Here is a 25,824-nt window from a genome sequence, read left to right as displayed (position 1 = left end):
CAGCAACAGGATTTTTATTTTTATAGAGATGGCTGTGGTAAATAAATGTAAACAAAGACACTTTTAAAAGCTTGTAACAAAAAAGAGAGAGGGTGGTATTATTTGAGTCTCCATTTAGAATAAAAAAATGCCCCGTATAAAAGACGAGGCGACTTAAATGTTTTCACAACGGAATAATCCTTATTGTGAATTGCTTTCAGATACTGTAAATATAGTGTTAAATTTTAAACTTTGCAATGAGGAAAACCGTAAGGTTTTGTAAAAAGATTATTGTAATTTTCTTATCTAAAAGATTTATATATGAAACGAATTTTAGGTTTAGATTTGGGAACCAATTCTATTGGTTGGTCATTAATAAAAAATGATTTCAAAAATAAGACAGGTGAAATTGAGGGTGTTGGGGTAAGGATAATTCCAATGAGTCAGGATGTTTTAGGTAAATTTGATGCAGGTCAATCAATCTCACAAACAGCAGAAAGAACAAATTATCGTGGTGTTAGAAGATTATATCAAAGGGATAATTTACGAAGAGAAAGGCTTCATCGTGTATTAAATGTCTTAGGTTTTTTACCAAAACATTATTCTGAAAGCATTGATTTTAATATTCGGTTAGGACAATTTAAATATCAAACTGAAGAAAAAATAAATTATAGAAAAAATGAGTTAGATAAATATGAGTTTATATTTTTTAATTCATTTCAGGAAATGGTTAAAGAGTTTCAAGAAAAGCAACCTCATCTTTTTTATCTTAAAAAAAATGGAGAAATCACTAAAATTCCATATGATTGGACACTTTATTATCTTCGTAAAAAAGCATTAAATCATAGAATAACTAAGGAGGAACTGGCTTGGTTGATACTCAATTTTAATCAAAAAAGAGGGTATTATCAATTAAGAGGTGAGGAAATTGATGATGATAAGAATAAGCAATTTGTTCAGTTAAAAGTAAAAGAGGTTATTAATTCGGGAGAGTCGGTTAAAGGAAAACCTTTGTATAATGTGGTTTTTGAAAATGGATGGCCATATGATAAACAAATTACTAAAACTGAAGATTGGATAGATAGAACAAAGGAGTTTATTGTATCCATTTCAACTTTAAAAAATGGCAATACTAAATATTCATATAAAATAGTAAATTCAGAACAAGATTGGGCGGCTATAAAAGCGAAAACAGAACAGGATGTTGAAAGGTCAGGGAAAACAGTTGGTGAATATATTTATGAGAGTTTACTTTTAAATCCAAAACAAAAAATCAGAGGGAAATTAGTAAAAACAATAGAGAGAAAATTTTATAAAGAAGAGTTTAAAAAAATTCTTTCAAAGCAAATAAGTTTACAGCCAGAATTATTTAATAAGGAGTTATATAAAGCTTGTATTTTGGAATTGTATCCAAGAAATGAAGCTCATCAAAACAATATAAAAGATAAAGGATTTGAATATTTGTTTGCAGATGATATTATTTTTTACCAAAGACCTCTTAAAAGTAAAAAATCAAATATTTCAGGATGTCAGTTTGAAGTAAGAAAATTCAAGAAAAAGAATCATGAAACAGGTGTTTTAGAAGAAGTTGTTGAACCTGTAAAAGCAATTTCAAAATCACACCCATTGTTTCAAGAGTTTCGATTATGGCAATGGCTTCAAAATCTAAGAATTTATAAAAAAGAAATTAAAGAAAAAGATATTACAAATTCTCTTTTGAAAACAGATGTAGACTGGACAGATTTATATGATTTTCTTACTAAAAAACAAGCAGTAGAACAAAAACAAATTATTGACTATTTCATTAAAAAGAAGTTAATAAGTAAAGATGAAAAAGAAAATTACCGATGGAATTATGTTGAAGATAAAAAATATCCTTGCTGTGAAACAAAATCACAATTCATTTCAAGATTAAGTAAAACAGAGGGGATTACTAGTGCTCATGAATTTTTAACTAAAGATAATGTAGAAGAGCAATTATGGCATATTATTTATTCTGTAACGGATATTAAAGAGTATGAAAAAGCTCTTAAAAAGTTTGCTAATAAACAACATATAGATGAAACTTCTTTTATAGAACATTTTATCAAATTCCCACCTTTTAAAAGTGATTATGGTAGTTTTTCTAAAAAAGCAATTGAAAAATTATTACCATTAATGCGAATGGGTAAATATTGGAATCTAGATAAAATTTCAAATCCTATAAAAGATAGAAGTATTGCTATCATGGAGCGTGTTAGTCAATTAGAGCTTAGTGAAAATTATACATCTAAAGAATTAGCAGAAGCATTAATAGATGTTAGTGACGATGATATACCTAAACAACTTATAAAAAGTTTTATTTCTTTTAAAGAAAGAAATCCCTTAGTGGGATTAAATACCTACCAGGCTTGTTATTTAGTTTACGGTAGACATTCTGAAATAGGAAATATACAACAATGGAAATCTCCTCTCGATATTGAAAAATATTTACTCTCGTTTAAGCAACACTCTTTACGTAATCCTATCGTAGAACAGGTGGTGACAGAAACGCTTAGAGTTGTACATGACATTTGGAAATATAAAGGAAATGGATCTGAAGATTTTTTTGATGAAATTCACGTAGAACTTGGTCGAGAAATGAAAAATCCTGCCGATAAACGTAAACAGATTTCGCAAAAAGTATCTGAGAACGAAAACACAAATTATCGTATTAAGGAAGTCCTAAAAGATTTGATGACAGATCCCTTAGTTGATGGAGGTGTGAGATCCTTTTCTCCTAGTCATCAAGATTTATTAAAGATTTATGAAGAAGGTGTTTATCAAAATCCTAATGCAAGATACGATGCTGTAAGTGAGGACGAAATTCAGAAAATTAGACGTAATAATAATCCGTCTAAAAATGAAATTACACGATATAAGCTTTGGTTAGAACAAGGCTATATTTCTCCTTATACAGGTAAGCCAATTCAGCTTTCAAAACTTTTTACTACCAATTATCAAATAGAACATGTTATACCACAGTCTCGGTATTTTGATAATTCTTTAAGTAATAAAATTATTTGTGAAAGTGAAGTAAATGAAGATAAAGACAATAAAACGGCTTACGAATATTTAAAAGAAAAAGGCGGAAGTATTATAAACGGACATAAACTTCTAAAAATAGATGAATATGAAGCACATATTAGTCGTTATTTTAAAAATAACAGAACAAAACTAAGAAACTTGTTAAGTGAAGATATTCCTGAAGGCTTTATAAATAGACAACTAAATGATAGTAGATATATAAGTAAATTAATTAAAGGTTTATTAAGTAATATAGTACGAGAAGACAATGAAAAAGAAGCAACTTCTAAACATATAGTACCTGTAACAGGTAGTGTTACAGGTAAATTAAAAAACGATTGGGGATTAAATGATAAATGGAATGAAATAATAGCACCACGTTTTAAACGATTAAATACATTAACAAACTCAGAAGATTTTGGTTTTTGGGATAAGAAAATAAATGCTTTCCGTATTCAAGTTCCCGATGAAATAAGTAAAGGATTTAATAAGAAAAGAATAGACCATCGCCATCATGCGCTAGATGCTTTGGTTATAGCATGTGTATCTAAAGAACATATTAATTATTTAAGTGCATTAAATGCAGAAAAGAAAAACTATGGATTAAGGGATAAGCTTTTAATAAAAAATGATAAAGGACATTATACTAAAATTTTTACAATGCCTTGGAGTAATTTTCCTGTTGAAGTAAAAAATACAATTGAGAAAACAGTTGTTAGTTTTAAACAAAACACAAGGGTAATTAATAAAACCAATAATAAGTTCTGGTCTTATAAAGATGAAAATGGAAATATAAATATAGGAAAAGACGGAAAGCCTAAAAAAATACTTAGAAAACAAATAAAAGGGGATAACTGGGCCATAAGAAAATCGTTACATAAAGAAACTGTTTCTGGTGTTTACGAAATAAAAATACCTAAAGGAAAAGTTGCAACTTCTGTTAGAGGTGCGCTAACCGATATAAAAAACGAAAAACACTTAGCAAAAATAACAGATAGTCAAATTCGAGATGTTATTTTGCCAAATCATTTAAATAATTATTTAGATGAAAAAGGAAAACCTCAATTTACCTTAGCTTTTAGCGATGAAGGTGTAGAAGATTTAAATAAAAATATAACCCAACTAAATAATGGCAAAAAACATCAACCAATTAATAAAGTTAAGTTTTTTGAGATTGGTAGTAAATTTCAAATAGGAGAGAGTGGTAATAAATCTTCTAAATATGTTGAAGCAGCAAAGGGGACTAATTTGTTTTTTGCTGTGTATTGGGATGAGAAAAAGAAGAAACGAAATTTTGAAACGATACCACTAAATGAAGTGGTAGCACATCAAAAACAAGTGGCGCATTTGCCAAAAGAAGATAGAACACCTATACAAACTACCCCAGAAAAGGGAAAGTTTTTATTTACACTTTCTCCAAACGACTTGGTTTATGTACCAACCGAAGAAGAAAGAGAAAATCCTCATTTAGTTGATTTTGAAAATTTAAGTAAGGAGCAGGTCAATAGAATATATAAAATGGTGAGTGCTTCTAATTCACAATGCTTTTTTCTTTTATCAAATGTATCAACTACCATTAAAAATAAATTTGAATATTCTGCTTTAAACAAGATGGAAAAAGATATTGATGGAATTATGATAAAAGATATTTGTTTGAAACTTAAAGTAGACCGTTTAGCGCATATTTCAAAAACTTAAATTATGATAAAACGGACACTATTTTTTGGTAACCCAGCTTATTTAAGTACTAAAAACGAACAATTAGTGGTTAATTTTCCTGAAGACAATAAAAAAGAAGCCGTTGTTTCAATTGAAGATTTGGGCTATGTAGTATTAGAAAATCCTCAAATAACAATTACTACAGGGTTGCTAATGAAATTGGTACAAAGTAAAACCGCTGTAATTACTTGTGATAAACAACATTTGCCTTGTGGATTTTTACAACCTATGGTGGGACACACAGAACAGACAGAACGCATCCGTTATCAATTAAAAGCTAGTGTGCCTTTAAAAAAACAATTGTGGCAACAAACCGTATTCGCAAAAGTTGATAATCAGGCCAATCATTTATTAAAACAAGGTAAAAAAGCGTTAAAATTAAAGCGTTGGGTGAAGGAAATAAAAAGTGGTGATCCAGGAAATATAGAAGCCATTTCTGCGGCCTACTATTTTCAAACTTTGTTTAATGAGTTAGATGGGTTTAGTAGAAACCAGAAAGGAGTTGCGCCCAATAATTTATTAAATTACGGTTACGCTATATTAAGAGCGGTTACAGCCCGTGCTTTAGTAAGTAGTGGGCTCTTGCCTGCGGTAGGGATTTTTCATAGTAATAAGTACAATGCGTTTTGTTTGGCAGACGATGTTATGGAACCTTACCGTCCCTATGTAGATGCCTTGGTTTATGATATGGTGGAAACAGGTTGTAATATAGAAGACTTAAATAAAAATATAAAAACAGAATTATTAAAAATTCCGGCATTAGATGTTGTTATTGAAGGAAAAAAGAGTCCGTTAATGGTTGCTATGAGTCGTACAACACATAGTTTACAAGAATGTTTTTCTGGAGTTAGCAGACGAATATTATATCCAGAGTTCTGCTAATGTGTTAAATATTGTAAGAACTTTGTAGAATAAATGTAAGAGGTAAAATGACATGCAAGATCGTTATTCTAGACTAAATCAATATAGGAGTATGTGGGTGTTAGTGTTTTTTGATTTACCAACAGAAACGTTTTCTGAACGGAAAGCGGCTAGCCAGTTTCGTAAACAATTGCTAAACGATGGTTTTGCTATGTTTCAGTTTAGTATTTACATGCGTTTTTGTGCTAGTAGAGAAAATGCAGCAGTACATATTAAACGGACTAAAGTTAATTTACCTAAAAAAGGAAAAGTGTGTATTATGGAAATTACAGATCGGCAATTTGGTATGATGGAGTTATTTCATGGGCAAAAAGAAGTTGATCCCGAAACACCAAGTCAGCAATTAGAATTGTTTTAGGATTAAAAAAAAGATTTCCAGTTTGAGTTGAGTAGAAAAATCAGGTCATTTTTTTATAAGCTAGAAAGTGTTTTAAAAAACAGGATACCAGCTGTTTATGGCGGGTATCCTGTAAATGCTATACTAAAATAGTAATCTGAAAGCAATTCACAACAAGCTCAATCAAATCCTCTATTATCGTTAGCCTGTAAATGCTATACTAAAATAGTAATCTGAAAGCAATTCACAACAGCTAAACCACTGCTATCTTTAGATGAAACCTGTAAATGCTATACTAAAATAGTAATCTGAAAGCAATTCACAACAATCTAAATCCTAATTCGTTGATTCAAGGACCTGTAAATGCTATACTAAAATAGTAATCTGAAAGCAATTCACAACATAGTGGTATATCCTTAATAAATAGCCCTACCTGTAAATGCTATACTAAAATAGTAATCTGAAAGCAATTCACAACAAGGTTCTCAAAATACATCAGAAATTATAACCTGTAAATGCTATACTAAAATAGTAATCTGAAAGCAATTCACAACTTTGTGTTCATGTTTAAAATTTATTAATGCCTGTAAATGCTATACTAAAATAGTAATCTGAAAGCAATTCACAACACCGTTTTATGATCGTTGTTTTTATAACTACCTGTAAATGCTATACTAAAATAGTAATCTGAAAGCAATTCACAACCAACCGAACCTACTAATTTCGCTACAGGTTCCTGTAAATGCTATACTAAAATAGTAATCTGAAAGCAATTCACAACAGTGATTGCTCTGGGGATTCAATAGTTTTTCCTGTAAATGCTATACTAAAATAGTAATCTGAAAGCAATTCACAACGCAATGGATTAACTAATTTAGAATATTGTACCTGTAAATGCTATACTAAAATAGTAATCTGAAAGCAATTCACAACAAATCAATTATTGATTTTTTTAAAAGCATCCTGTAAATGCTATACTAAAATAGTAATCTGAAAGCAATTCACAACTAATATTGCGCCAGGTGTTAAAGAAAACCACCTGTAAATGCTATACTAAAATAGTAATCTGAAAGCAATTCACAACAGCCCGATATAGATAAGATACTTAATAAATCCTGTAAATGCTATACTAAAATAGTAATCTGAAAGCAATTCACAACAAACAGACGCAGACCAATTAAAGCGAATACCTGTAAATGCTATACTAAAATAGTAATCTGAAAGCAATTCACAACGCCTTTTCAACTGCTAACTCAGCTTTTAACCCTGTAAATGCTATACTAAAATAGTAATCTGAAAGCAATTCACAACAAGACCTTCTAGGTGTGTTTGCTCCTTATTCCTGTAAATGCTATACTAAAATAGTAATCTGAAAGCAATTCACAACTATGATTGACAACTAATTTCATCCCGCAACCTGTAAATGCTATACTAAAATAGTAATCTGAAAGCAATTCACAACGGCGTGGCAATGGATTAAAACCATTAACGCCTGTAAATGCTATACTAAAATAGTAATCTGAAAGCAATTCACAACAGACTTAATCAATCAAGCAAAAGAATTAATCCTGTAAATGCTATACTAAAATAGTAATCTGAAAGCAATTCACAACAAAATAACGAGTCGTTTATAACAAAGGCAACCTGTAAATGCTATACTAAAATAGTAATCTGAAAGCAATTCACAACGATAACTTCTTTTGTTCTTCTTGTTTGGTCCTGTAAATGCTATACTAAAATAGTAATCTGAAAGCAATTCACAACCCGCCTGCTGTTATAGGCTGACCGTTATTACCTGTAAATGCTATACTAAAATAGTAATCTGAAAGCAATTCACAACGGCACTGTAGTTTCGGTTACAGAAATAAGTCCTGTAAATGCTATACTAAAATAGTAATCTGAAAGCAATTCACAACCATGTCGCCTTCGGGTTCTTTTCCGCCAGACCTGTAAATGCTATACTAAAATAGTAATCTGAAAGCAATTCACAACACAAGGTAGCTAATATACAGTAACATGACTCCTGTAAATGCTATACTAAAATAGTAATCTGAAAGCAATTCACAACGCCAATAGTTACAAGTATTTCATTTTATTCCTGTAAATGCTATACTAAAATAGTAATCTGAAAGCAATTCACAACAAAGCTTGTGTATTAGAAAAGTAAGCTAAACCTGTAAATGCTATACTAAAATAGTAATCTGAAAGCAATTCACAACAGCTACTGTAAAGCAATCTAAGTTAGATTTCCTGTAAATGCTATACTAAAATAGTAATCTGAAAGCAATTCACAACCCAACGTGCTATATCTTGTACGGTTGTTTTCCTGTAAATGCTATACTAAAATAGTAATCTGAAAGCAATTCACAACAACGGCGGACTAATTGAAACATCGAGAGCACCTGTAAATGCTATACTAAAATAGTAATCTGAAAGCAATTCACAACCATGTCGCCTTCGGGTTCTTTTCCGCCAGACCTGTAAATGCTATACTAAAATAGTAATCTGAAAGCAATTCACAACACAAGGTAGCTAATATACAGTAACATGACTCCTGTAAATGCTATACTAAAATAGTAATCTGAAAGCAATTCACAACGCCAATAGTTACAAGTATTTCATTTTATTCCTGTAAATGCTATACTAAAATAGTAATCTGAAAGCAATTCACAACAAAGCTTGTGTATTAGAAAAGTAAGCTAAACCTGTAAATGCTATACTAAAATAGTAATCTGAAAGCAATTCACAACGGCTACCGCTAGACCACTGACAATAACATACCTGTAAATGCTATACTAAAATAGTAATCTGAAAGCAATTCACAACACAGTATCATTTGTAAAGTCTAATCCTAAACCTGTAAATGCTATACTAAAATAGTAATCTGAAAGCAATTCACAACGGGATACAACATTGATTAAAAAAGAATATGCCTGTAAATGCTATACTAAAATAGTAATCTGAAAGCAATTCACAACACATCTTTTAGAGTATGTTAACGACTTAAACCTGTAAATGCTATACTAAAATAGTAATCTGAAAGCAATTCACAACTTGGTGTCTGGTGCGTATAGTTTCATAATACCTGTAAATGCTATACTAAAATAGTAATCTGAAAGCAATTCACAACAATATGACTGAATGTACTATAAAGGAATATCCTGTAAATGCTATACTAAAATAGTAATCTGAAAGCAATTCACAACACACGCTGTTACTTTTACACCTGAGTAAAGCCTGTAAATGCTATACTAAAATAGTAATCTGAAAGCAATTCACAACAATAAGTTTGCTCTCATAATTAAAATGGACCTGTAAATGCTATACTAAAATAGTAATCTGAAAGCAATTCACAACACGCTACTATTCTTATATTTTAACGTTAGCCCTGTAAATGCTATACTAAAATAGTAATCTGAAAGCAATTCACAACTGTTTTTCTAACTGCTGAAACATTAGGTATCCTGTAAATGCTATACTAAAATAGTAATCTGAAAGCAATTCACAACAGAGTATTCAGAATCAAAAGCTTGTCCGTTCCTGTAAATGCTATACTAAAATAGTAATCTGAAAGCAATTCACAACTATACGTCCAAAAGTATTAGTAGGGTTTATCCTGTAAATGCTATACTAAAATAGTAATCTGAAAGCAATTCACAACAATACTTCTGGTACTAATGCAGTTACTGGTCCTGTAAATGCTATACTAAAATAGTAATCTGAAAGCAATTCACGACAACTAAAAGCCTTAAAGGTTTTTCTTTGTATCTATTTTGTACCTTATGTTTTATAAAGCCATATTAAAAAAAGAATGGCCCTGGCCTAAATTAAACAGTTGAATATATCATAACCTTTATAAGACTGGGTTAATTGATTTCTATGTAAAAATGAAGTCATTAATAAATGTTTAATATCACACCTTCTTTTGTCATTTCATTCAAATTTACACTTCAACCCTTTGTTAAATACTTATAAGACACATGAGAGATAATAGTTTATATTTAATAAATAGACTAAACTATTAGTTTCTTTATTTGGGTAATTATAAACTAGTTTATATCTTTGGTTTATATTTGTAAATAATACTACACTATGAGTTTAGAAAAAGAACAAAAAATAAACTCTCTTTTGCGTGGTTGGCCACAAAACGCTGTGTATCTTACATCGTGGTTAGTGGAAAACGGGTATTCACATCAGTTATTGAGCCGATATAAAAAGAGTAATTGGATTACTTCTCTAAATAATGGAGCATTTGTGAGAAGTGGAGATGCAGCAACCATAGAAGGTGCTGTTTTTGCATTACAATCGCAAAGTCATGTTAGTATTCATCCGGGCGGGAAATCCGCTTTAAATCTATTAGGAAAGGCTCATTATCTGGAATTTTCAAGACAACAGTATATTCTTTTTGGAAATGAAAACGAGCGAATTCCTTCTTGGTTGACAAATTATAATTGGGAAATGAAGTTAAACTATTACCCTACATCATTCTTGCCTGCTGATTTTGGTTTTACAGAGGTTGAAATAAATGGATTTTCTATAAAAGTATCAGGTGCAGCACGAGCAATAATGGAGTGTTTGTATTTAGCTCCTAAAAAGCAAGATTTAAAGGAATGTTATGAACTTATGGAAGGTTTGAATAATTTACGTCCTAATCAAGTGCAGCAATTGCTAGAAGCCTGTAAATCAGTAAAAGTAAAACGATTGTTTTTATATCTGGCTAATAAGTGTCGACATCCGTGGTTAGAATTTGTAAACGTTGAGAACATTGACTTGGGAAAGGGGAAACGACAAATTGTCGCCGATGGCGTATATGATTCAAAATATAAAATTACAATTCCAAAAAATTTGGTGGATGAATAATTATAAGCATCAAGTGCGATTACTTCTAAGTGTTATTCCTGAAGTAGCAAAAGAAAAGTGCTTTGCTCTTCATGGAGGTACGGCTATCAATTTATTTGTAAGGGATATGTCTAGGTTGTCAGTTGATATTGATTTAACATATATACCTATAGAAAATAGAACAACTTCTTTTTCTAATATTAATAATGCCTTAAGAGAAATAAAGAAACGCTTGAATACAATTTTTCCAAATTTATTGATCGAACATCAAAAGGACAAGCTAAAATTACAGATAAGTAATAAAGATGCTTTAATTAAAATTGAAGTAAATCAAGGCATAAGAGGTTTATTGGGTGATACGCGTACTTTGGTTTTATGTAATAAAGCGCAGGAAGATTTCGATGTCTTTTGTTCAATTCAAGGGGTTTCTTTTGGACAATTATATGGTGGAAAAATAGTTGCTGCGTTGGATAGACAACATCCAAGAGATTTATTTGATGTAAAGGATTTGTTAGACAAGGAAGGGTTTACAGAAGAAATAAAAGAAGGTTTTATCTTTACATTGCTGAGCAGCAAAAGACCTATTAAAGAAGTATTATTTCCAAATTTAATCAATCAAGAACAAGCTTTTGAAAACCAATTTATGGGTATGACAGAAAGGCTTTTTTCGTATGCGGATTTTGAGCAAACTAGGGAAAAGCTAATTGGAAATATACAGGAAGAATTAACCGAAAGTGATAAGAAATTTATTGTGAATTTTGAAAACACGTCTCCGGATTGGAGCGTTTATGATTTTGAAAAGTTTCCAGCCATACAATGGAAACTTCAAAACTTACAATCACTTAAGGAAAGTAACCCTGAAAAGCATACTTTCAATATGAAGGAACTGAAAAGATTACTTCTCAATTAGTTAATACATCTTTTTTAGAAATACTTTCAAACCAAAATTTCAATCCCATTATTTAAAACTGAATTATCAAATGCCTTAAGATAAGTTTGTGTAATACTGATATTTTGATGGTCCATAGATTTGCTAATATTATCGGTAGTTACTCCTTTTTGTTTTAAGTATTCACCAGCATAATAATGTACCGAATGTTCCGAACGAAAATTCATTTTTCAATAGCTCTTGAATTAAATAAATTGTGTTTTAGTATTGTCGTATTTTCAAGGTTTTTTTTAATACGGGTGATATTTTCAAGGTTGCTTATAAAAAAAGCCCTCTAGAAAATCAGAGGGCAGTTTGTTTGCTGCTATTTATTTTTTAGCATCTTCTATAGAGACTTTTCTAAATTCTTTTAATAGTTTTTCAAGCCCTAAAGTTGATTTACGTGCTCTTGGCCCAGCTGCTTTTACCCCATTTTCAATTAATGAAGTTGATTCTTTTTTGAATGTTTCAATTTCTGCGTTGATTTTTTCAATTAATTCTTTCATGATTTTTTTTAAAATTAGGGGGCAAAAGTAGTGTGTTTGTTTTTGAAACCTAAAAAGATTAGTGTTAAAATAGGATTTTTTAGTGGCTACTGAAATCTATCAATTTTCATTATGAATTGCTACAGTTAAGTCCTGACAAATATTGGTCATCTTGCAAAATTCAATTCACCTTCAAACCAAAATTTCGATCGCATTATCTAAAACTGAATTGTCAAATTCTTTAAGATAAGTTTGTGTGATGCTGAGGTTTTGGTGGCCCATAGATTCGCTAATAATATCGGTAGCTACTCCTTTTTGTTTTAAACAGTTAGCAAAACTATGTCTGGCGACATAACTGGTTATCGGTTTATCAATTCCACAAATTTCGGCAATCTCTTTTAATTCTTTGTTATAGCGCTGAAGGGTTTTATGTTTTCTGTTTTCCAATTGTGGAGGGGTCAAGTTGTTTTTTAAAAGAATAGGAAACACATATTTAGTATCAATGGCAAACTCTTTATAGTAATTTAAAATCTCTCTAACAGGGGGTAGAATTTTAATTTTAAAATTCCCTTTAGTTTTAGATCTTGTATAATATATTTTATCATTGTTAATTGCTTTCCACTCAAGTTTCATCATATCCGCAAAGTTCATTCCTCTAGTGTAAAAACTAAATATGAAATAGTTTCTGGTATTGACGTACCGGGGATATCTTGCTAAGTCGAAATCTCTAATTTGAAGGATTTCTTCCATTCTTAAAGCCTTTTTCAGATTTTTCCCTTTGAGTTTTGATACCTTATAAATTTTAAATGGGTAGTCTTGTTCTTTAGCTATTTTTCTTTCAATAGCAAAATTATATAGCGCTCTTATAGTTCTCATTCGTACACCTATGCCACCATCGCTTCCTCCTCTTGACCTCAAGAAAGCTTCATATTTATTTAGAAAGGAAGGGGTGATGTCTTTAAAGTTAAGCCTAGTGCTTTTATGAAATAAATTTAAAGAAGCGAACACTTCTTTATTTACGCGTGCATTGCCTGTTCTTCCTGCATAATTCATTTCGCCAATAATCTCATCCCAAAAATAAAAAACGTTTTGTTGTACTGGATTAGACACAAGCCTAAAGCGATTTTCAAAATCTTTTAGAGTGAAGTCACTTTTTTCCATTTCTAAGTCAGAAAGAATTTTTAATGCTCTATCCTTGAATTTAAGAAGTAACCTGTTATTTTGGATATTATTTGAATTCTTTTTAGTAAAACTACCTGTTGTTTGATTCCACTCCATCGGGAATGCTCTAAATATTGTTTTGAAATATTTCGATTTTCTATCTTTCGACACTCTTAAAGAGATGGGGTAACTACCATCAGCAAGTACTGTTTTTCTCAATACGGTTTTTACGGTTGACATAGATTTAGATTTAATCAGTACAACATCTGTACAACAAATTGCCTTTTAAAGGTAAATCATATGCAAATAAAAACAAAACTAAAAACATTAAATATCTGATAATGAATATATAAGGTGCTAAATGTTACTAAATGAAAACTAAAATAATCCGTCTCATAATCAGGTGGTCCATGGTTCGAGTCCATGTGGGACCACAAAAGCCTTAACAGCAATGTTGAGGCTTTTTTTTATACTTTTAAAATAATAATAGAGTGTCGGATTAAGATTAAAAGTTGTGTTTAAGCAAAGATTGTAGTTAATCTAAACAGGAAAAATTCTATATTTTTGACGCCTTTAAACTGTGTTCTAAACGCTTTTATTTTAACATTAAAAGCTTCTGCAGCATTAGTACTTCTATTTATAAAATAATTTAAAATTGACCGATAGTTCAATTTTATTGTATTGAAATTGCTGTATTAAATATATCTTTTAGCCTTTTAACAAAATTTGATTCCCTTGATATTGTTTCTCAGTCCAATTAATTATTACATATAACTTTTAGAAATAACCTATAGTAAAGTTTATAAAATGTTTTATATCAGTTTTATAAGTTAAATAAACGAGGTAAAAACATCGATATTTCTGGGATATATGTGATGAGTAGTAACACAGCAATCATTATTAATAAAAATGGGAGCAAGGGTTTTATGACTTGTGATACCGAAACTCTAGCAACTCCACTTCCTACAAAAAGAATGGTGCCAACAGGCGGTGTACATAAACCAATACAAAGGTTGAGGACTAAGACAATTCCAAAGTGAACCGGATCCATACCTAAAGCAATTACAACGGGTAAAAAAATAGGGGTAAATATGAGTACAGCAGGCGTCATATCCATAAAGGTTCCTATAATTAATAGGACTAAATTGATAACTAAAAAGATGACAATTTTATTACTAAATTGTTCGAGCAGAAAACCACTAATCAATTCCGGAATACCTTCAAACGAAAACAGCCAAGACATCGCCATAGACGTACAGATTAAAAACATAATAACAGCCGTAGTCTTAGCGCTTGTTAATAATATGGCAGGAAAATCTTTTAAGTTAACGTCACCATAAATTAAGGCCAATACACCAGCATATAAAACAGCAATAGCAGAGGCTTCAGTAGCCGTAAATATACCTGAAACAATACCGCCAACCACAACGACTAATAGTAATAGGCTGAAAAAAGCTTTTCTAAAGTAGGTCCAAATTAAAGCTAACGGCACGCGTTCCCCTTTAGCAAATTTTCGAGTTATGGCGACAAAGGCTATGTAAGACATCAAGGCTACACCAAGTAAAATACCAGGTAAATAACCTGCAATAAATAAAGCTGCTACAGAAGCGGTGCCACCACTGGCTAAAGCGTAAACAATTAGAATATTACTGGGCGGAATTAATAAACCTGTGGTTGATGAGGTGATATTTACTGCAGCACTAAACGCTCTAGGGTAACCTTCTTTTTCCATAGGGTCGGTCATAATACTTCCTATGGCTGAGGTTGCGGCAATTGCAGAACCTGAAACGGCTCCAAATAACATGGAAGATAAGACGTTGACATAAGCTAAACCGCCAGGCAAACTTGCGACTAATGACTTCGCAAAATTAATAAGTCGATTGGCAATACCACCTTGTTTCATTATTTCACCTGCAAGCACAAAAAACGGAATGGCTAACAAAGCAAAACTATCGATTCCGGTGGTCATTCGTTGTGCAATGGTCGTTATACCAGGCATTTTATCAATATTAAGGAGTAAACTCAATGTGGTAGAAATGCCTATACTATAGGCCACAGGGACTTTAAGCATGAGTAAAATAAAAAAGCTTAAAAATAAAACGAGAATACTAATGACTTCTATACTCATAATTATTCGGTGATATCGTTAGTTCTAATTTTGTTGAAATGATATATTGAAAAACACATCATAAGTAAACCGCTCACAGGTAGAATAGCATAAATGTAACCTAGAGGAATACGTAAGGTTCCTGATAATTGTTCTAAATGAAGTGTTATATACACCAAATTAAATCCTCCAATTACCATTATAAAAAGGGCGAATAAAAACACACAGATTTCTATAAAAATTAGCGTTTTCTTTTGAGATTTCTTTCCCATTTTTTGATAGAGAAAATCCATAGATAAATGCTCTCGTTTGGCACTGAGATAAGCGGCACCAAGTATAGATATCCAAATTAATGAAAAGCGTGCTAATTCTTCTGTAAATGTAAATGAGGTGTTTAAAATGTAGCGCGAAAACACTTGTAATAAGACATCAATAACTAATAAACCAAAAATAGAAACCAGTACAATTTCTATGAATTTGCATACTTTTTGGAAAAGAATATCTGCAGTTTTCATATTTATTGTTTTTTAATGCTGTTAATAATAGGTTGCATTTCAGGATGTACTTTTATGAAATTTTCTAAGACAGATTTTGAACGCTCTTGAAATAAAGACTTTTCCGGAATTATGATTTCAACACCAGCGGCTTTGGCAATAGACATGGATTCTTCAACCGAAGCATTCCAAAATACTTTTTGAGCTTTAGCAGAAACTTCAGCAGCTTCTAGAACCCATTTTTTTTCTTGCTTGGATAATTTGTCCCAAAATTTTGTACCGATAAGCAGTACATCTGGAACTGAAGAATGCTGGTCTATCGTATAGTACTTGCTAACTTCATAATGATTTGAAGACACAAAAGAAGGTGGGTTATTTTCTGCACCATCAACCACACCTTGTTGCATGGCTGTGTATAATTCACCAAACGCTAATGGTGTTGCAGAACCTCCCATGCTATTTACCATATTTATGGCCATTTGGTTATTCATCACGCGTATTTTAAGCCCTTTTAAATCTTCGGGTGTTCTAATGGCTTTTTTTGAGGTGTAAAAACTTCGGCTTCCGGCATCGTAATAGCATAAACCACGTAACCAAAATTGACTTCCTTTTTCTAAGATAGATTTTCCAACGTCGCCTTCTAAAACATCAAATTGATGCTGTTTGTTTTCAAATAAATAAGGAATCCCAAATACATGGTATTCTGGTACAAAATTAGATAAGGTGGCTGCACTCACTTTGGTAATAGCTACACTTCCTATTTGTAATAATTCTAGGACTTCCCGCTCTGAACCCAGTTGACCATCAGGGAATATTTTTACATCTAATTTACCTTCAGATTTTAATCGTAATGCTTTTTGAAATTCTAAAATGCCTTTATGAACTGAGTGCGTTTGCGGCATATTATGGGCTAAATACAGTGTTTTAGTCGACTGGTCTTCTTTGCAACTTTGTAAACAACCAAAGAGTATTAAGATGTAAAACACGCTTTTTTTCATGGCTTTAATTTTCAAAGTTGAAATAGTTAACCGCGTTATAATAACAGATATTTTGAATCATTTTACCAAGGAATTCAATATCATTTGGCACCAGTCCGCTGTTAACATCTTCTGCAATTAAGTTACATAAGATGCGTCTAAAATATTCGTGTCTTGGGAAGGATAAAAAACTACGACTATCAGTTAGCATGCCTACAAATCGACTCAACAAACCCATATTAGAAAGTGTATTGAGCTGTTTTTCCATACCGTCTTTTTGGTCTAAAAACCACCAACCAGAACCCCATTGCATTTTTCCCGGAATACCTGCTTCACTATAATTTCCCATCATGGTGGCGAAGACTTCATTTTGCGATGGATTTAAATTATAAGTTATGGTTTTTGATAAAGAATTTTCAGCATCTAGCTGATTAAATAATTTAGACATGGCTTGCGCCTGATTAAAATCGCCAATTGAATCGACACCAGCATCTAATCCTATTTGATTTAATAATCTACTGTTATTGTTTCGTAAAGCTCCTAAATGAAATTGTTGCACCCAGCCTTTGTCATGGTACATTTTGCATAATTCAAATAAGATACAAGAGGCAAATACATTGGCTTCGTCTTTTGAAATAGCGCTATTTGAAAGACGTTTTTGAAAGATAGCATCGGCTTCGGTTTTAGTAAAATCGAAAGCATAAATTTGTTCTAATCCATAATCTGAAAGTCGGCAACCTAAGGTATTAAAAAAGTCAACTCTATGTTGAATAGCCTTTAGTAATTCTGACAAGTTTGAAATTGAAAATCCAACGCTTGAAGCCAGTTTTTCAATATAACTGTTATAGCTATCCGCTTCAATTAAAATTAAATTATCAGGTCTAAACGTCGGTAAAACTTTGGTAAAGAAGTCTTTTTTAGCAATTGTTTTATGTTGTTCTAAATTATCTGTTGGGTCATCTGTTGTACAAATAACTTCAACGTTCATTTGCTCTAATAATTGGGCTGGTGTTTTGCTTTCTAAAACAGCGTTTGCTTTCTTATAGATGGCTTCTGCAGATGAGGGTTGCAAAATCTCATCAATCTCAAAGTACCGTTTTAATTCTAAATGTGTCCAATGAAATAGGGGATTTCTCAAGGTGTACGGAACTGTTTCAGCCCATTTTAAAAACTTCTCTTTCTGTGTTGTTTTACTTCCTGTTATAAAAGCTTCTTCAATACCATTAGCACGCATGCCACGCCATTTATAATGGTCGCCATTGAGCCAAGCCTCTGTGATATTTTTAATAGGTTGGTCTTCTGCGATGAGTTTTGGTGACAAATGATTGTGATAATCTATAATTGGTAAATCTTTAGCATACTGATGGTACAGTGTTTCTGCGACTTCAGATTGCAGTAAGAAATTAGCCTTTATAAAAGGTGATTTACTAGTCATTTTGAAAAATTTTCTATGTTATAAGGAACGTCTAATACCTAATTCTAAACCACGTAATTCTGCTAAACCACGTAAGCGTCCAATTCCTGAATAACCAGGATTTGTTTTCTTTTTTAAATCATCTAGCATTTTGTGACCATGATCGGGCCTAAAAGGCATTCTAAGGTCTAATCGTCCTGCTTTTATACGTTTTTGTTGTTCTTTAATTAAAGCTTTCATCACGGCATACATGTCTACATCGCCATCTAAATGATTTGCTTCATGAAAATTACCTTCAGCATCACGTTTTGTAGCACGTAAATGAATAAAATGAATACGATCACCAAGACGTTCTACCATTCCTGCTAAATCATTATCAGCTCTTACACCAAACGAGCCTGTGCAGAATGTTAGTCCGTTGTTGTGAGATGGAATCGCTTCGTATAAATCAACAATATCCTGTTCGGTTGAAACCACTCTTGGTAAACCTAAAATTGGAAACGGTGGATCATCTGGGTGAATACACATTAATACACCAGCTTTTTCTGCAGCCGGAATAATTTCAGATAAAAATAAAAATAAATTCGCTTTTAATTCCGCCGGACCAACATTTTTATAGCTTGCTAAAATGGTATTAAATTCTTCTAAAGTATAACCTTCCTCTGCGCCAGGTAAACCTGCTATAATATTTCTAACTAAAGTCTTTTGTTCTTCAGCTGTTGAATTTTTTAAAAACGCTGATGCTTTTTCTTTTTGAGCATCAGAATAGTGGTGTTCAGCACCTGGTCTTTTCAATAAATACAATTCAAAAGCGGCAAAAGCTGCTGCTTGAAAACGTAATGCGGTTGATCCATCTGAAACTTCATAGTCTAAATTGGTTCGAGTCCAATCTAAAACGGGCATAAAATTATAACAAACAGTATCAATACCACACTCACCTAAATTCAATAAGGTTTGTTTGTAATTGTCAATATATAACTGATAATTTCCAGTCTTTGTTTTAATGTTTTCGTGGATTGGTACAGACTCAACAACAGACCATGTAAGGCCAGTGTTTTCTATAATTTCTTTTCTTTTGTTGATTTCTTCAACAGTCCAAACTTCACCATTAGGAATGTGGTGTAAAGCCGAAACAACTCCTGTGGCTCCTGCTTGTTTTATATCTAATAAAGAAACAGGATCGTTAGGTCCGTACCAACGCCATGTTTGTTCTAAATTTTGCATCATTTTTTATTTTTTAAACGCCACTGTATGCTGAAAATCCACCGTCAATTGGCACTACAACACCCGTTACAAATTTTGCGCCTTCGCCACATAACCATAAAGTTGTACCTATTAAATCTTCAGGTTCTCCATAGCGACCCATTGGCGTTTGGTCAATGATTTGTTGGCCTCTTTGTGTTAAACTTCCGTCTGTATTTGTTAATAATGTTCTATTTTGATCGGTTAAGAAAAATCCTGGGGCTAGAGCATTAACTCGGATTCCTACCTTAGAAAAGTGCACCGCTAACCATTGCGTAAAGTTAGATACAGCAGCCTTTGCACCACTATAAGCGGGTATTTTTGTTAAGGGTGTAAACGCATTCATAGAAGAAATGTTTAATACTGAACAACCTTCTCTACCAACCATATCTGTTGCGAAAACTTGTGTAGGAATTAAAGTTCCTAAGAAGTTGAGGTTGAATGTAAACTCAATGCCTTTTGGGTCTAAATCGAAAAACGTTTTAAAACCCTCAGTGGTATTGATTAAGTCTTCCGTTTCTAAAAAGGGGTTAGAGGTAGTGCCTAAAGGATGATTTCCACCAGCACCGTTTACCAAGATATCTACTTTACCAAAAGTCTTATTTACAATTTTCTTAGCAGCTATTAGTGAGTCTTTTTCTAAAACATTAGCCGTAATTCCAATAGCTGTTCCGCCGTTAGAATTAATTTCATCTGCTACTTTGTCTGCAGCTTCTTTTCTTAAATCTAAAACAGCAATTTTATTTCCTTGTTTTGCAAGGGCTATAGCTAACGAGCTGCATAAAACTCCTCCAGCGCCCGTTAGTACAATAACTTTATTCATTATTAAATTTCTTAGTTGGTTATAATTCTTATTATTTATACTTTTTCTAAAAAAAAAACAGCTATTTGCTGCGAAAAAAAGATTGTCTAAAAAAATGATTTTTAAACAATCCCTTTATACATTAAATAGGCTTTATTCTTTTATGAGTTTTGTGCTAGTCGTCTTTCCATCTGCCGTAAGCTTAACAATATATATTCCACTCTTTAAGTTTGAAATATCAATAATTGAGTTATTACTTTTAGGATTTACAACAAGTACTTCTTTTCCTAAAACATTATAGAATTTTATAGTGTCCATACTATTTTTAGAACTAATACTAATTTCTGTATTAGCCGGATTTGGAAACATAGTAATTTTAGATAGCTCAAAAGTCTCCGTTGACAAAACATCATTACTAGTAGAAAAATAAACGTGATCTATGTAAAAAATATAAGTTTCTGGTACAACAGATCCTGCGTCACCAGGTGTACTTTTAATAAAAAAGACATTATTAACGTCCGTGAAATTAAAACTTGCGTTTTGTGTAGAAATATCAGTAAAGGGTATTACCATAGTATGCCAGTTTCCATCATATGCAAAACCATATGATGTTGGGTCAAAATTTGCTTGTTGTCCACCCGCATCTTCAAATCTAATAATTGTTGGTTGTGGACTAGATGACTTCATAGAAAAGTGATAAAAGCTATAACTACTTAAATCTTGATTAGGGCTTCCGGGATAATTAAAATAACCCTGATAATTTTCAGCCCCACCAGAGTTTGCAACAGCTTCAATAACAGTGCTACCACCATCTGTACCTGCGTCAGAGAACGAAGTGTTAATAGTGATACCATCACCATTTAGATTTTGAGTAGCTACTGTTTCTGTTACGGTTGCTTCCGTGTAATACCCTAAAGTAGTTTGTGAATAACCCAAAGCACATGTTAATAAAGTAAAAATGAATGTAATTTTTCTCATAATAAATTGTTTTTAATTATTGGTTGAGATAAAATTATTACTTATATAACTTTATGAGTAGGACATACATTCTTGATAAGGGTGCCTTATGTGTTTATTGTTTTAAAATAAGGGTTTGTTTAGGTTTCAGATTAAAATCAATCTCTTTATCTATTCTTCAACCAATTCAAAATGAATTTTTTGATTTTTTATAATCACATAAAAATCACCCGGCTCAAGATGTCTGTTTCCTTCACTATCTACAAAACTTAAATCTCGTTCCGGATTAATTTCAAAACTATATTTTACTTTTTCTCCAGCTTTGATAAATTTTTTATCAAAATGTTTTAGCTCTTTTATGGGTCTAGAAATAGATGCAAAAGGATCTTTTATAAACCATAATAGAGTCTCTTTTCCGTCATAATCACCTGAGTTTTCGATTTCTACCTCAGCTATTAAAGTTTCATTTTTTGTTATTTTTTTGGAAGATAATTTTACGTCGCTATAGTTATATGTAGTATAGCTTAAACCATGTCCGAACCAGTATAATGGATCTCTTGGGATGTCTTGATAATGCCCTAACGTAGGTCTTGCTGCCTGACGCATGTTATAGTAAATAGGAATTTGCCCTGTGGTTTGTGGGAATGTCATAGCTAATTTACCTGAAGGATTATGTCTTCCTGAAAGTAAACCCGCAACTGCAGGTCCTGCCATTGTTCCAGGTTGCCAGATTTGAACAATAGCATCGGCCATTTTTTCTAATTTCATTAACTCTAATGGTCGTCCACTAGACAGCATCAGAATAATAGGTTTGTTAGTCTTTTGAAGTTCTTCTACTAAAGCTTCTTGAATTTTAGGTAGAGCAATGGTCGAGCGCGAACCATTTTCACCACTCCAATGTCTTTTTTCACCTAAAAACAAGACTACAGCATCCGATTTGTTTGCGGCTTGTATGGCTGCGTTAAAACCACTTTTATCCTCGCCATCGTAATCACAACCTAGTGCGTAATTTAAGTTTGCTTTATTTTTAAATTCTTTTTCTAAGCCTTGGTATATGGTTTTAACATCTTGTGGTCGTCCCATACCTTCCCAAAAGCCCATAATATGTATAGAGTCTTTAACCATAGGACCTATTACAGCTAGGTTTTTATACTTAGAAGTTATAGGGAGTGTTTCATTTTCGTTTTTAAGAAGTACAAACGATTCGGCAGATAATTGTTCAGCAACCTCTAAATATTCAGGGAGTAGGTAGCGTTCGTCTTCAGAAACGACATCTACATATGGATTTTCAAACAGTCCGAGTTTCATTTTTACTCTTAGAATGCGTCTTACGGCTTCGTCAATTGATGCCATTGGCACTTTTCCTTCTTCAACAAGCTCTGGCAAATAATCGATATAGGCATTGTCTACCATATCCATTTCAATTCCTGCCATAAATGATTTTTGAGCAGCTTCTTTTAAGTCTTCAGCAACACTTTGTTCAACAAGATTACGGACGGACCCCCAATCTGAGATTACAAAGCCATCATGCTTCCATTTGTTTTTTAATACTTCTGTAAGCGTGTAGTGATTGGCGGATGCAGGAATACCAGAAATATCATTAAAACCACTCATTAATGTGGCTGCACCAGCATTTACACCCGCTTCAAAAGGAGGCATAAAAGTTTCCCATAGCGTTTGATTTGAAATATCGCTATAATGGTAATCGCGCCCACCTTCAGATAAACTATAGCCTATAAAATGCTTTAAGCAAGCGGCAATCGTGTATTTTTCATTTAAATTAGAACCTTGGTAGCCTTGTACTGCTGCCACTGCAAATGCAGAATTGGCATAAGGGTCTTCACCATAACCTTCAGAGACCCGTCCCCAGCGTGGATCGCGAGCCACATCTACCATTGGTGAGAACGTCCAATCTAACCCTGATAACCAACTCTCTTTAGCTGTTATCGCACTCGATGTTTTTACTAAATCTGTATTCCAAGACGAGGCTTGTGCTAATGGAATAGGGAAGATGGTACGGTAACCATGAATGGCATCAAAACCAAAGATGATTGGAATGCCAAGTCGAGATTCAGTCATGGCCTTTTTCTGAATTTGGTTGCGGTATTCCGGATTGGTACTTCGGTATAATAAGGAACCTATCTCTGGACTTACTTCACGCATTTTTTCTCCAATATTATTAGGGTTGGCATTTTTACCGTAGGTCCATTGGTTCATTTGCATAATTTTCTCATCTAAAGTCATAAGACTTATAAGATGTTCTATACGGTCTTCAATAGGAGCATCTGGATCTTTATAATTAGCCGTTTCATTTTCGGTTTTATTGGCACAAGCAACCATGAGAAGTATGGCTAAGGCGAAACATAGTTTTTTCATTGAAGTAGATTTTTTGATTTAGAGAGAAAGTTTGAAGTATAAAAGTGATATATAAAAACCTATGACATATTGCATTCATAGGTTTCAAACTGTTTTAAAATTTAGTTGTTAATTACCAGCACCTAGATATTCTACGGTATTAATAAAAATGGTGTTTCCTGTTTCGTTTAGTCTGTACCCTGTAGGCGAAGACATAAACATTCGTTTTCCTGAAGCAGGAATCGCTCCAGCATACGCTTCGGTATTTGCTTCCCATTCTACAATAGCAACTTTGGTACCATCAGAAGCTATAAGTGTACCATTACCTACATCAGAGACTAACACGGTATGGAGACCATCAGCAAAAAGAATAGCTCCAGTATTTCCATCTGTTAACTCAACATCTGTAAAAATAGGATGCTCTGGTAGGTTGGCATCTAAACTATTTCCGCTGCCTTCATCAACATCTGTACTATTAAAAAGTTGCAGTCGAGAACTTCTTGCGGTATAAGCATTCATATTAAGTACTGGTGTAGATACTGATGCCCAAACATCAACGAGGGCACTATTATCGCCGCCAATGTTAACGCTATTGGTGTTTCTGCTAATAATTACTACATCAAAATTGTTTAATTGATTTGCACCCCCAGCATCAAGATTATTAAATTGACCGTTTATGGCTTGTACTGTGTGTCCGGCTTCTTCTAATAGGGTAATAAAACCTTGATCGTCTGCAACACTATCGGTTACCAATACAACATCAAAAGGTCCTCCTGTATTACAAGGTTCTGGTATGGCACCTGCAACAAGGTATTGTACGGCATTTAATAAGATGGCATCACCAACGTCGTTTAACATATAGCCAGACGTAGAAGACATAAACATTCTTTTTCCAGCAGCAGGTATTGCACCATCATAAAACTCTACGTTAGCATCCCATTCTACGATGGCAACTTTAGTACCATCTGAGGCGATTAAAGTTCCATTTCCGATATCAGAAACAATAACGGTTTCTAATCCAGACCCCGTAAGAATGGCACCTGTATTATTATCGGTTAAGGTGATTCCGCTAAAAACGGGATGGTCTGGTAGATTGGCATCTAAGCTATTTCCGCCACCTTCATCGACTTCTGTACTATTAAAAAGTTGCAGTCTAGAGCTTCTAGCGGTGTAAGCATTCATGTTTAAAACAGGCGTTTCAACTGTTGCCCAAATTGATGCCAAAGCACTATCTTCTCCACCAATTTCAACACTATTAGTACTTCTTGAAATGATAACAAGATCAAAGTTATTTAATTGGTTAGCACCTGTTGAGGTTAAACTATTATATTGTCCTTCTACGGCTTGTACCGTATGCCCAGCCTCCTCAAGTAACGTAATAAAACCTTGATCTGCACCTACGCTATCGGTTACTAAAGCGATATCAAAATTGCCGTATTCACCACATGGTACATCTGCAGGGCCTGCATTTGGGTCTTCTGCAACATTTATAGAAAATGAAAAGGTTTCGGTAGTATTATCTACATATTTAATAAGAAGGCTTGCTTCAAAAGTTCCTGAAGAATTATAAGTTACCGTTACGTTTGGGTTGATAGATGTAGAGGGTGTACCTCCTTCAAAGGTCCAATCTGTAGTAATTGCTTTTGTAGAAGAACTCGTAAAATTAATTGATTCTCCAAATTCTAGTTGAGTATTAGAGACATTAGCTATTGTTTCGCCTTCATCATATAAGGTAACTTCCCTGATATCATCTTCACAAGAAAAATTGAGTGCTGTGAAGCATAGAATGAAAAAATAGAGTTTGCTGAATTTTAATTTTTTAAGTTTCATAATAATTCATAATTAAGGTCTTGCAAAGTTCAAAATTTACATGGATACCACAGATTATAATTGTTTCTCTTTAGGGGTAAGAATGTACGTTTATTTAAAACTGAAGCGGGTTTCTATTTTTAAAAATTCAAACAATAGGCATAAGTGTATGATTTTTAGTTTTTTGTGGTTTTTTGTTCTGTTTTATTTAAAGGCGATGTACGTTTTCACCCCTAAAAGGATATCTTTAATG

Annotated in this window: 18 protein-coding genes and 1 CRISPR repeat array; of the genes, 5 read left to right on the top strand and 13 right to left on the bottom strand. The window is 32.7% G+C overall.

All coding sequences use genetic code 11. The annotated features are described in order from the left end of the window. The first annotated feature begins 300 nt into the window (after window positions 1–300). The 5 genes from cas9 (at window position 301) to HM982_RS11110 (ending at window position 11,750) form a co-directional block, all read left to right on the top strand. Window positions 301–4,722 (top strand): type II CRISPR RNA-guided endonuclease Cas9, encoded by a 4,422-nt coding sequence (cas9, locus tag HM982_RS11130; protein ID WP_179353259.1) that lies wholly within the window; start codon window positions 301–303, stop codon window positions 4,720–4,722. A gap of 3 nt (window positions 4,723–4,725) precedes the next feature. Beyond that, window positions 4,726–5,625 (top strand): type II CRISPR-associated endonuclease Cas1, encoded by a 900-nt coding sequence (gene cas1, locus HM982_RS11125; RefSeq protein WP_179353258.1) that lies wholly within the window; start codon window positions 4,726–4,728, stop codon window positions 5,623–5,625. Between the two features lie 52 nt (window positions 5,626–5,677). Beyond that, window positions 5,678–6,022: a CRISPR-associated endonuclease Cas2 gene (gene cas2, locus HM982_RS11120; RefSeq protein ID WP_179353256.1), complete on the top strand. Its 345-nt coding sequence runs from the start codon at window positions 5,678–5,680 to the stop codon at window positions 6,020–6,022. A gap of 108 nt (window positions 6,023–6,130) precedes the next feature. Further along, window positions 6,131–9,738: a CRISPR direct-repeat array (repeat unit 46 nt; unit sequence CCTGTAAATGCTATACTAAAATAGTAATCTGAAAGCAATTCACAAC). 355 nt (window positions 9,739–10,093) lie between these two features. Next, on the top strand, window positions 10,094–10,861 hold the full coding sequence (locus tag HM982_RS11115; RefSeq protein WP_179353255.1) for a type IV toxin-antitoxin system AbiEi family antitoxin: 768 nt from the start codon (window positions 10,094–10,096) through the stop codon (window positions 10,859–10,861). Continuing rightward, window positions 10,854–11,750 carry a nucleotidyl transferase AbiEii/AbiGii toxin family protein gene (locus tag HM982_RS11110; RefSeq protein ID WP_179353254.1) on the top strand — a complete coding sequence of 299 codons (897 nt, stop codon included), beginning with the start codon at window positions 10,854–10,856 and terminating at the stop codon, window positions 11,748–11,750. Before HM982_RS11115 ends, HM982_RS11110 begins: the two co-directional genes overlap by 8 nt. 26 nt (window positions 11,751–11,776) lie before the next feature. Here the strand turns inward: HM982_RS11110 and HM982_RS11105 are convergent, their stop codons facing one another. The 13 genes from HM982_RS11105 to HM982_RS11045 form a co-directional block, all read right to left on the bottom strand. Beyond that, on the bottom strand, window positions 11,777–11,956 hold the full coding sequence (locus tag HM982_RS11105; protein WP_179353253.1) for a hypothetical protein: 180 nt from the start codon (window positions 11,954–11,956) through the stop codon (window positions 11,777–11,779). A 141-nt stretch (window positions 11,957–12,097) separates the two neighbouring features. Then, window positions 12,098–12,274 carry a histone H1 gene (locus tag HM982_RS11100; RefSeq protein ID WP_179353251.1) on the bottom strand — a complete coding sequence of 59 codons (177 nt, stop codon included), beginning with the start codon at window positions 12,272–12,274 and terminating at the stop codon, window positions 12,098–12,100. Window positions 12,275–12,445: 171 nt separating this feature from the next. Further along, a complete protein-coding gene (locus HM982_RS11095; protein ID WP_246296744.1) occupies window positions 12,446–13,633 on the bottom strand; it encodes a site-specific integrase in 1,188 nt (395 codons plus the stop codon). A gap of 299 nt (window positions 13,634–13,932) precedes the next feature. Beyond that, window positions 13,933–14,085 (bottom strand): transposase, encoded by a 153-nt coding sequence (locus HM982_RS11090; protein WP_218849824.1) that lies wholly within the window; start codon window positions 14,083–14,085, stop codon window positions 13,933–13,935. 152 nt (window positions 14,086–14,237) lie between these two features. Continuing rightward, entirely contained in the window at window positions 14,238–15,542 is a 1,305-nt protein-coding gene (locus tag HM982_RS11085; protein ID WP_179353247.1) for a TRAP transporter large permease, read from the bottom strand. Between the two features lie 2 nt (window positions 15,543–15,544). Then, window positions 15,545–16,036 carry a TRAP transporter small permease gene (locus HM982_RS11080; RefSeq protein WP_179353245.1) on the bottom strand — a complete coding sequence of 164 codons (492 nt, stop codon included), beginning with the start codon at window positions 16,034–16,036 and terminating at the stop codon, window positions 15,545–15,547. A gap of 2 nt (window positions 16,037–16,038) precedes the next feature. Beyond that, complete coding sequence (locus HM982_RS11075; protein ID WP_179353243.1) at window positions 16,039–17,013, bottom strand: TRAP transporter substrate-binding protein; 975 nt, start codon at window positions 17,011–17,013, stop codon at window positions 16,039–16,041. Window positions 17,014–17,017: 4 nt separating this feature from the next. Then, window positions 17,018–18,427 (bottom strand): glucuronate isomerase, encoded by a 1,410-nt coding sequence (uxaC, locus tag HM982_RS11070; protein ID WP_179353241.1) that lies wholly within the window; start codon window positions 18,425–18,427, stop codon window positions 17,018–17,020. 18 nt (window positions 18,428–18,445) lie between these two features. After that, the gene (gene uxuA, locus HM982_RS11065; RefSeq protein WP_179353240.1) at window positions 18,446–19,633 is read right to left on the bottom strand and encodes a mannonate dehydratase; all 1,188 of its coding nucleotides are present in this window, start codon (window positions 19,631–19,633) and stop codon (window positions 18,446–18,448) included. 10 nt (window positions 19,634–19,643) lie between these two features. Next, entirely contained in the window at window positions 19,644–20,471 is an 828-nt protein-coding gene (locus HM982_RS11060) for an SDR family oxidoreductase (protein WP_179353239.1), read from the bottom strand. A gap of 132 nt (window positions 20,472–20,603) precedes the next feature. Beyond that, complete coding sequence (locus tag HM982_RS11055) at window positions 20,604–21,428, bottom strand: T9SS type A sorting domain-containing protein (protein ID WP_179353237.1); 825 nt, start codon at window positions 21,426–21,428, stop codon at window positions 20,604–20,606. Between the two features lie 150 nt (window positions 21,429–21,578). Continuing rightward, a complete protein-coding gene (locus tag HM982_RS11050; protein WP_179353235.1) occupies window positions 21,579–23,783 on the bottom strand; it encodes a glycoside hydrolase family 3 N-terminal domain-containing protein in 2,205 nt (734 codons plus the stop codon). A gap of 108 nt (window positions 23,784–23,891) precedes the next feature. Continuing rightward, the gene (locus HM982_RS11045; RefSeq protein WP_179353233.1) at window positions 23,892–25,592 is read right to left on the bottom strand and encodes a PKD domain-containing protein; all 1,701 of its coding nucleotides are present in this window, start codon (window positions 25,590–25,592) and stop codon (window positions 23,892–23,894) included. Window positions 25,593–25,824: the final 232 nt, after the last annotated feature.

Source organism: Winogradskyella vidalii, from assembly GCF_013403955.1.
Classification (GTDB): Bacteria; Bacteroidota; Bacteroidia; order Flavobacteriales; family Flavobacteriaceae; genus Winogradskyella; species Winogradskyella vidalii.
This window is presented reverse-complemented; position numbering and strand designations above follow the sequence as displayed.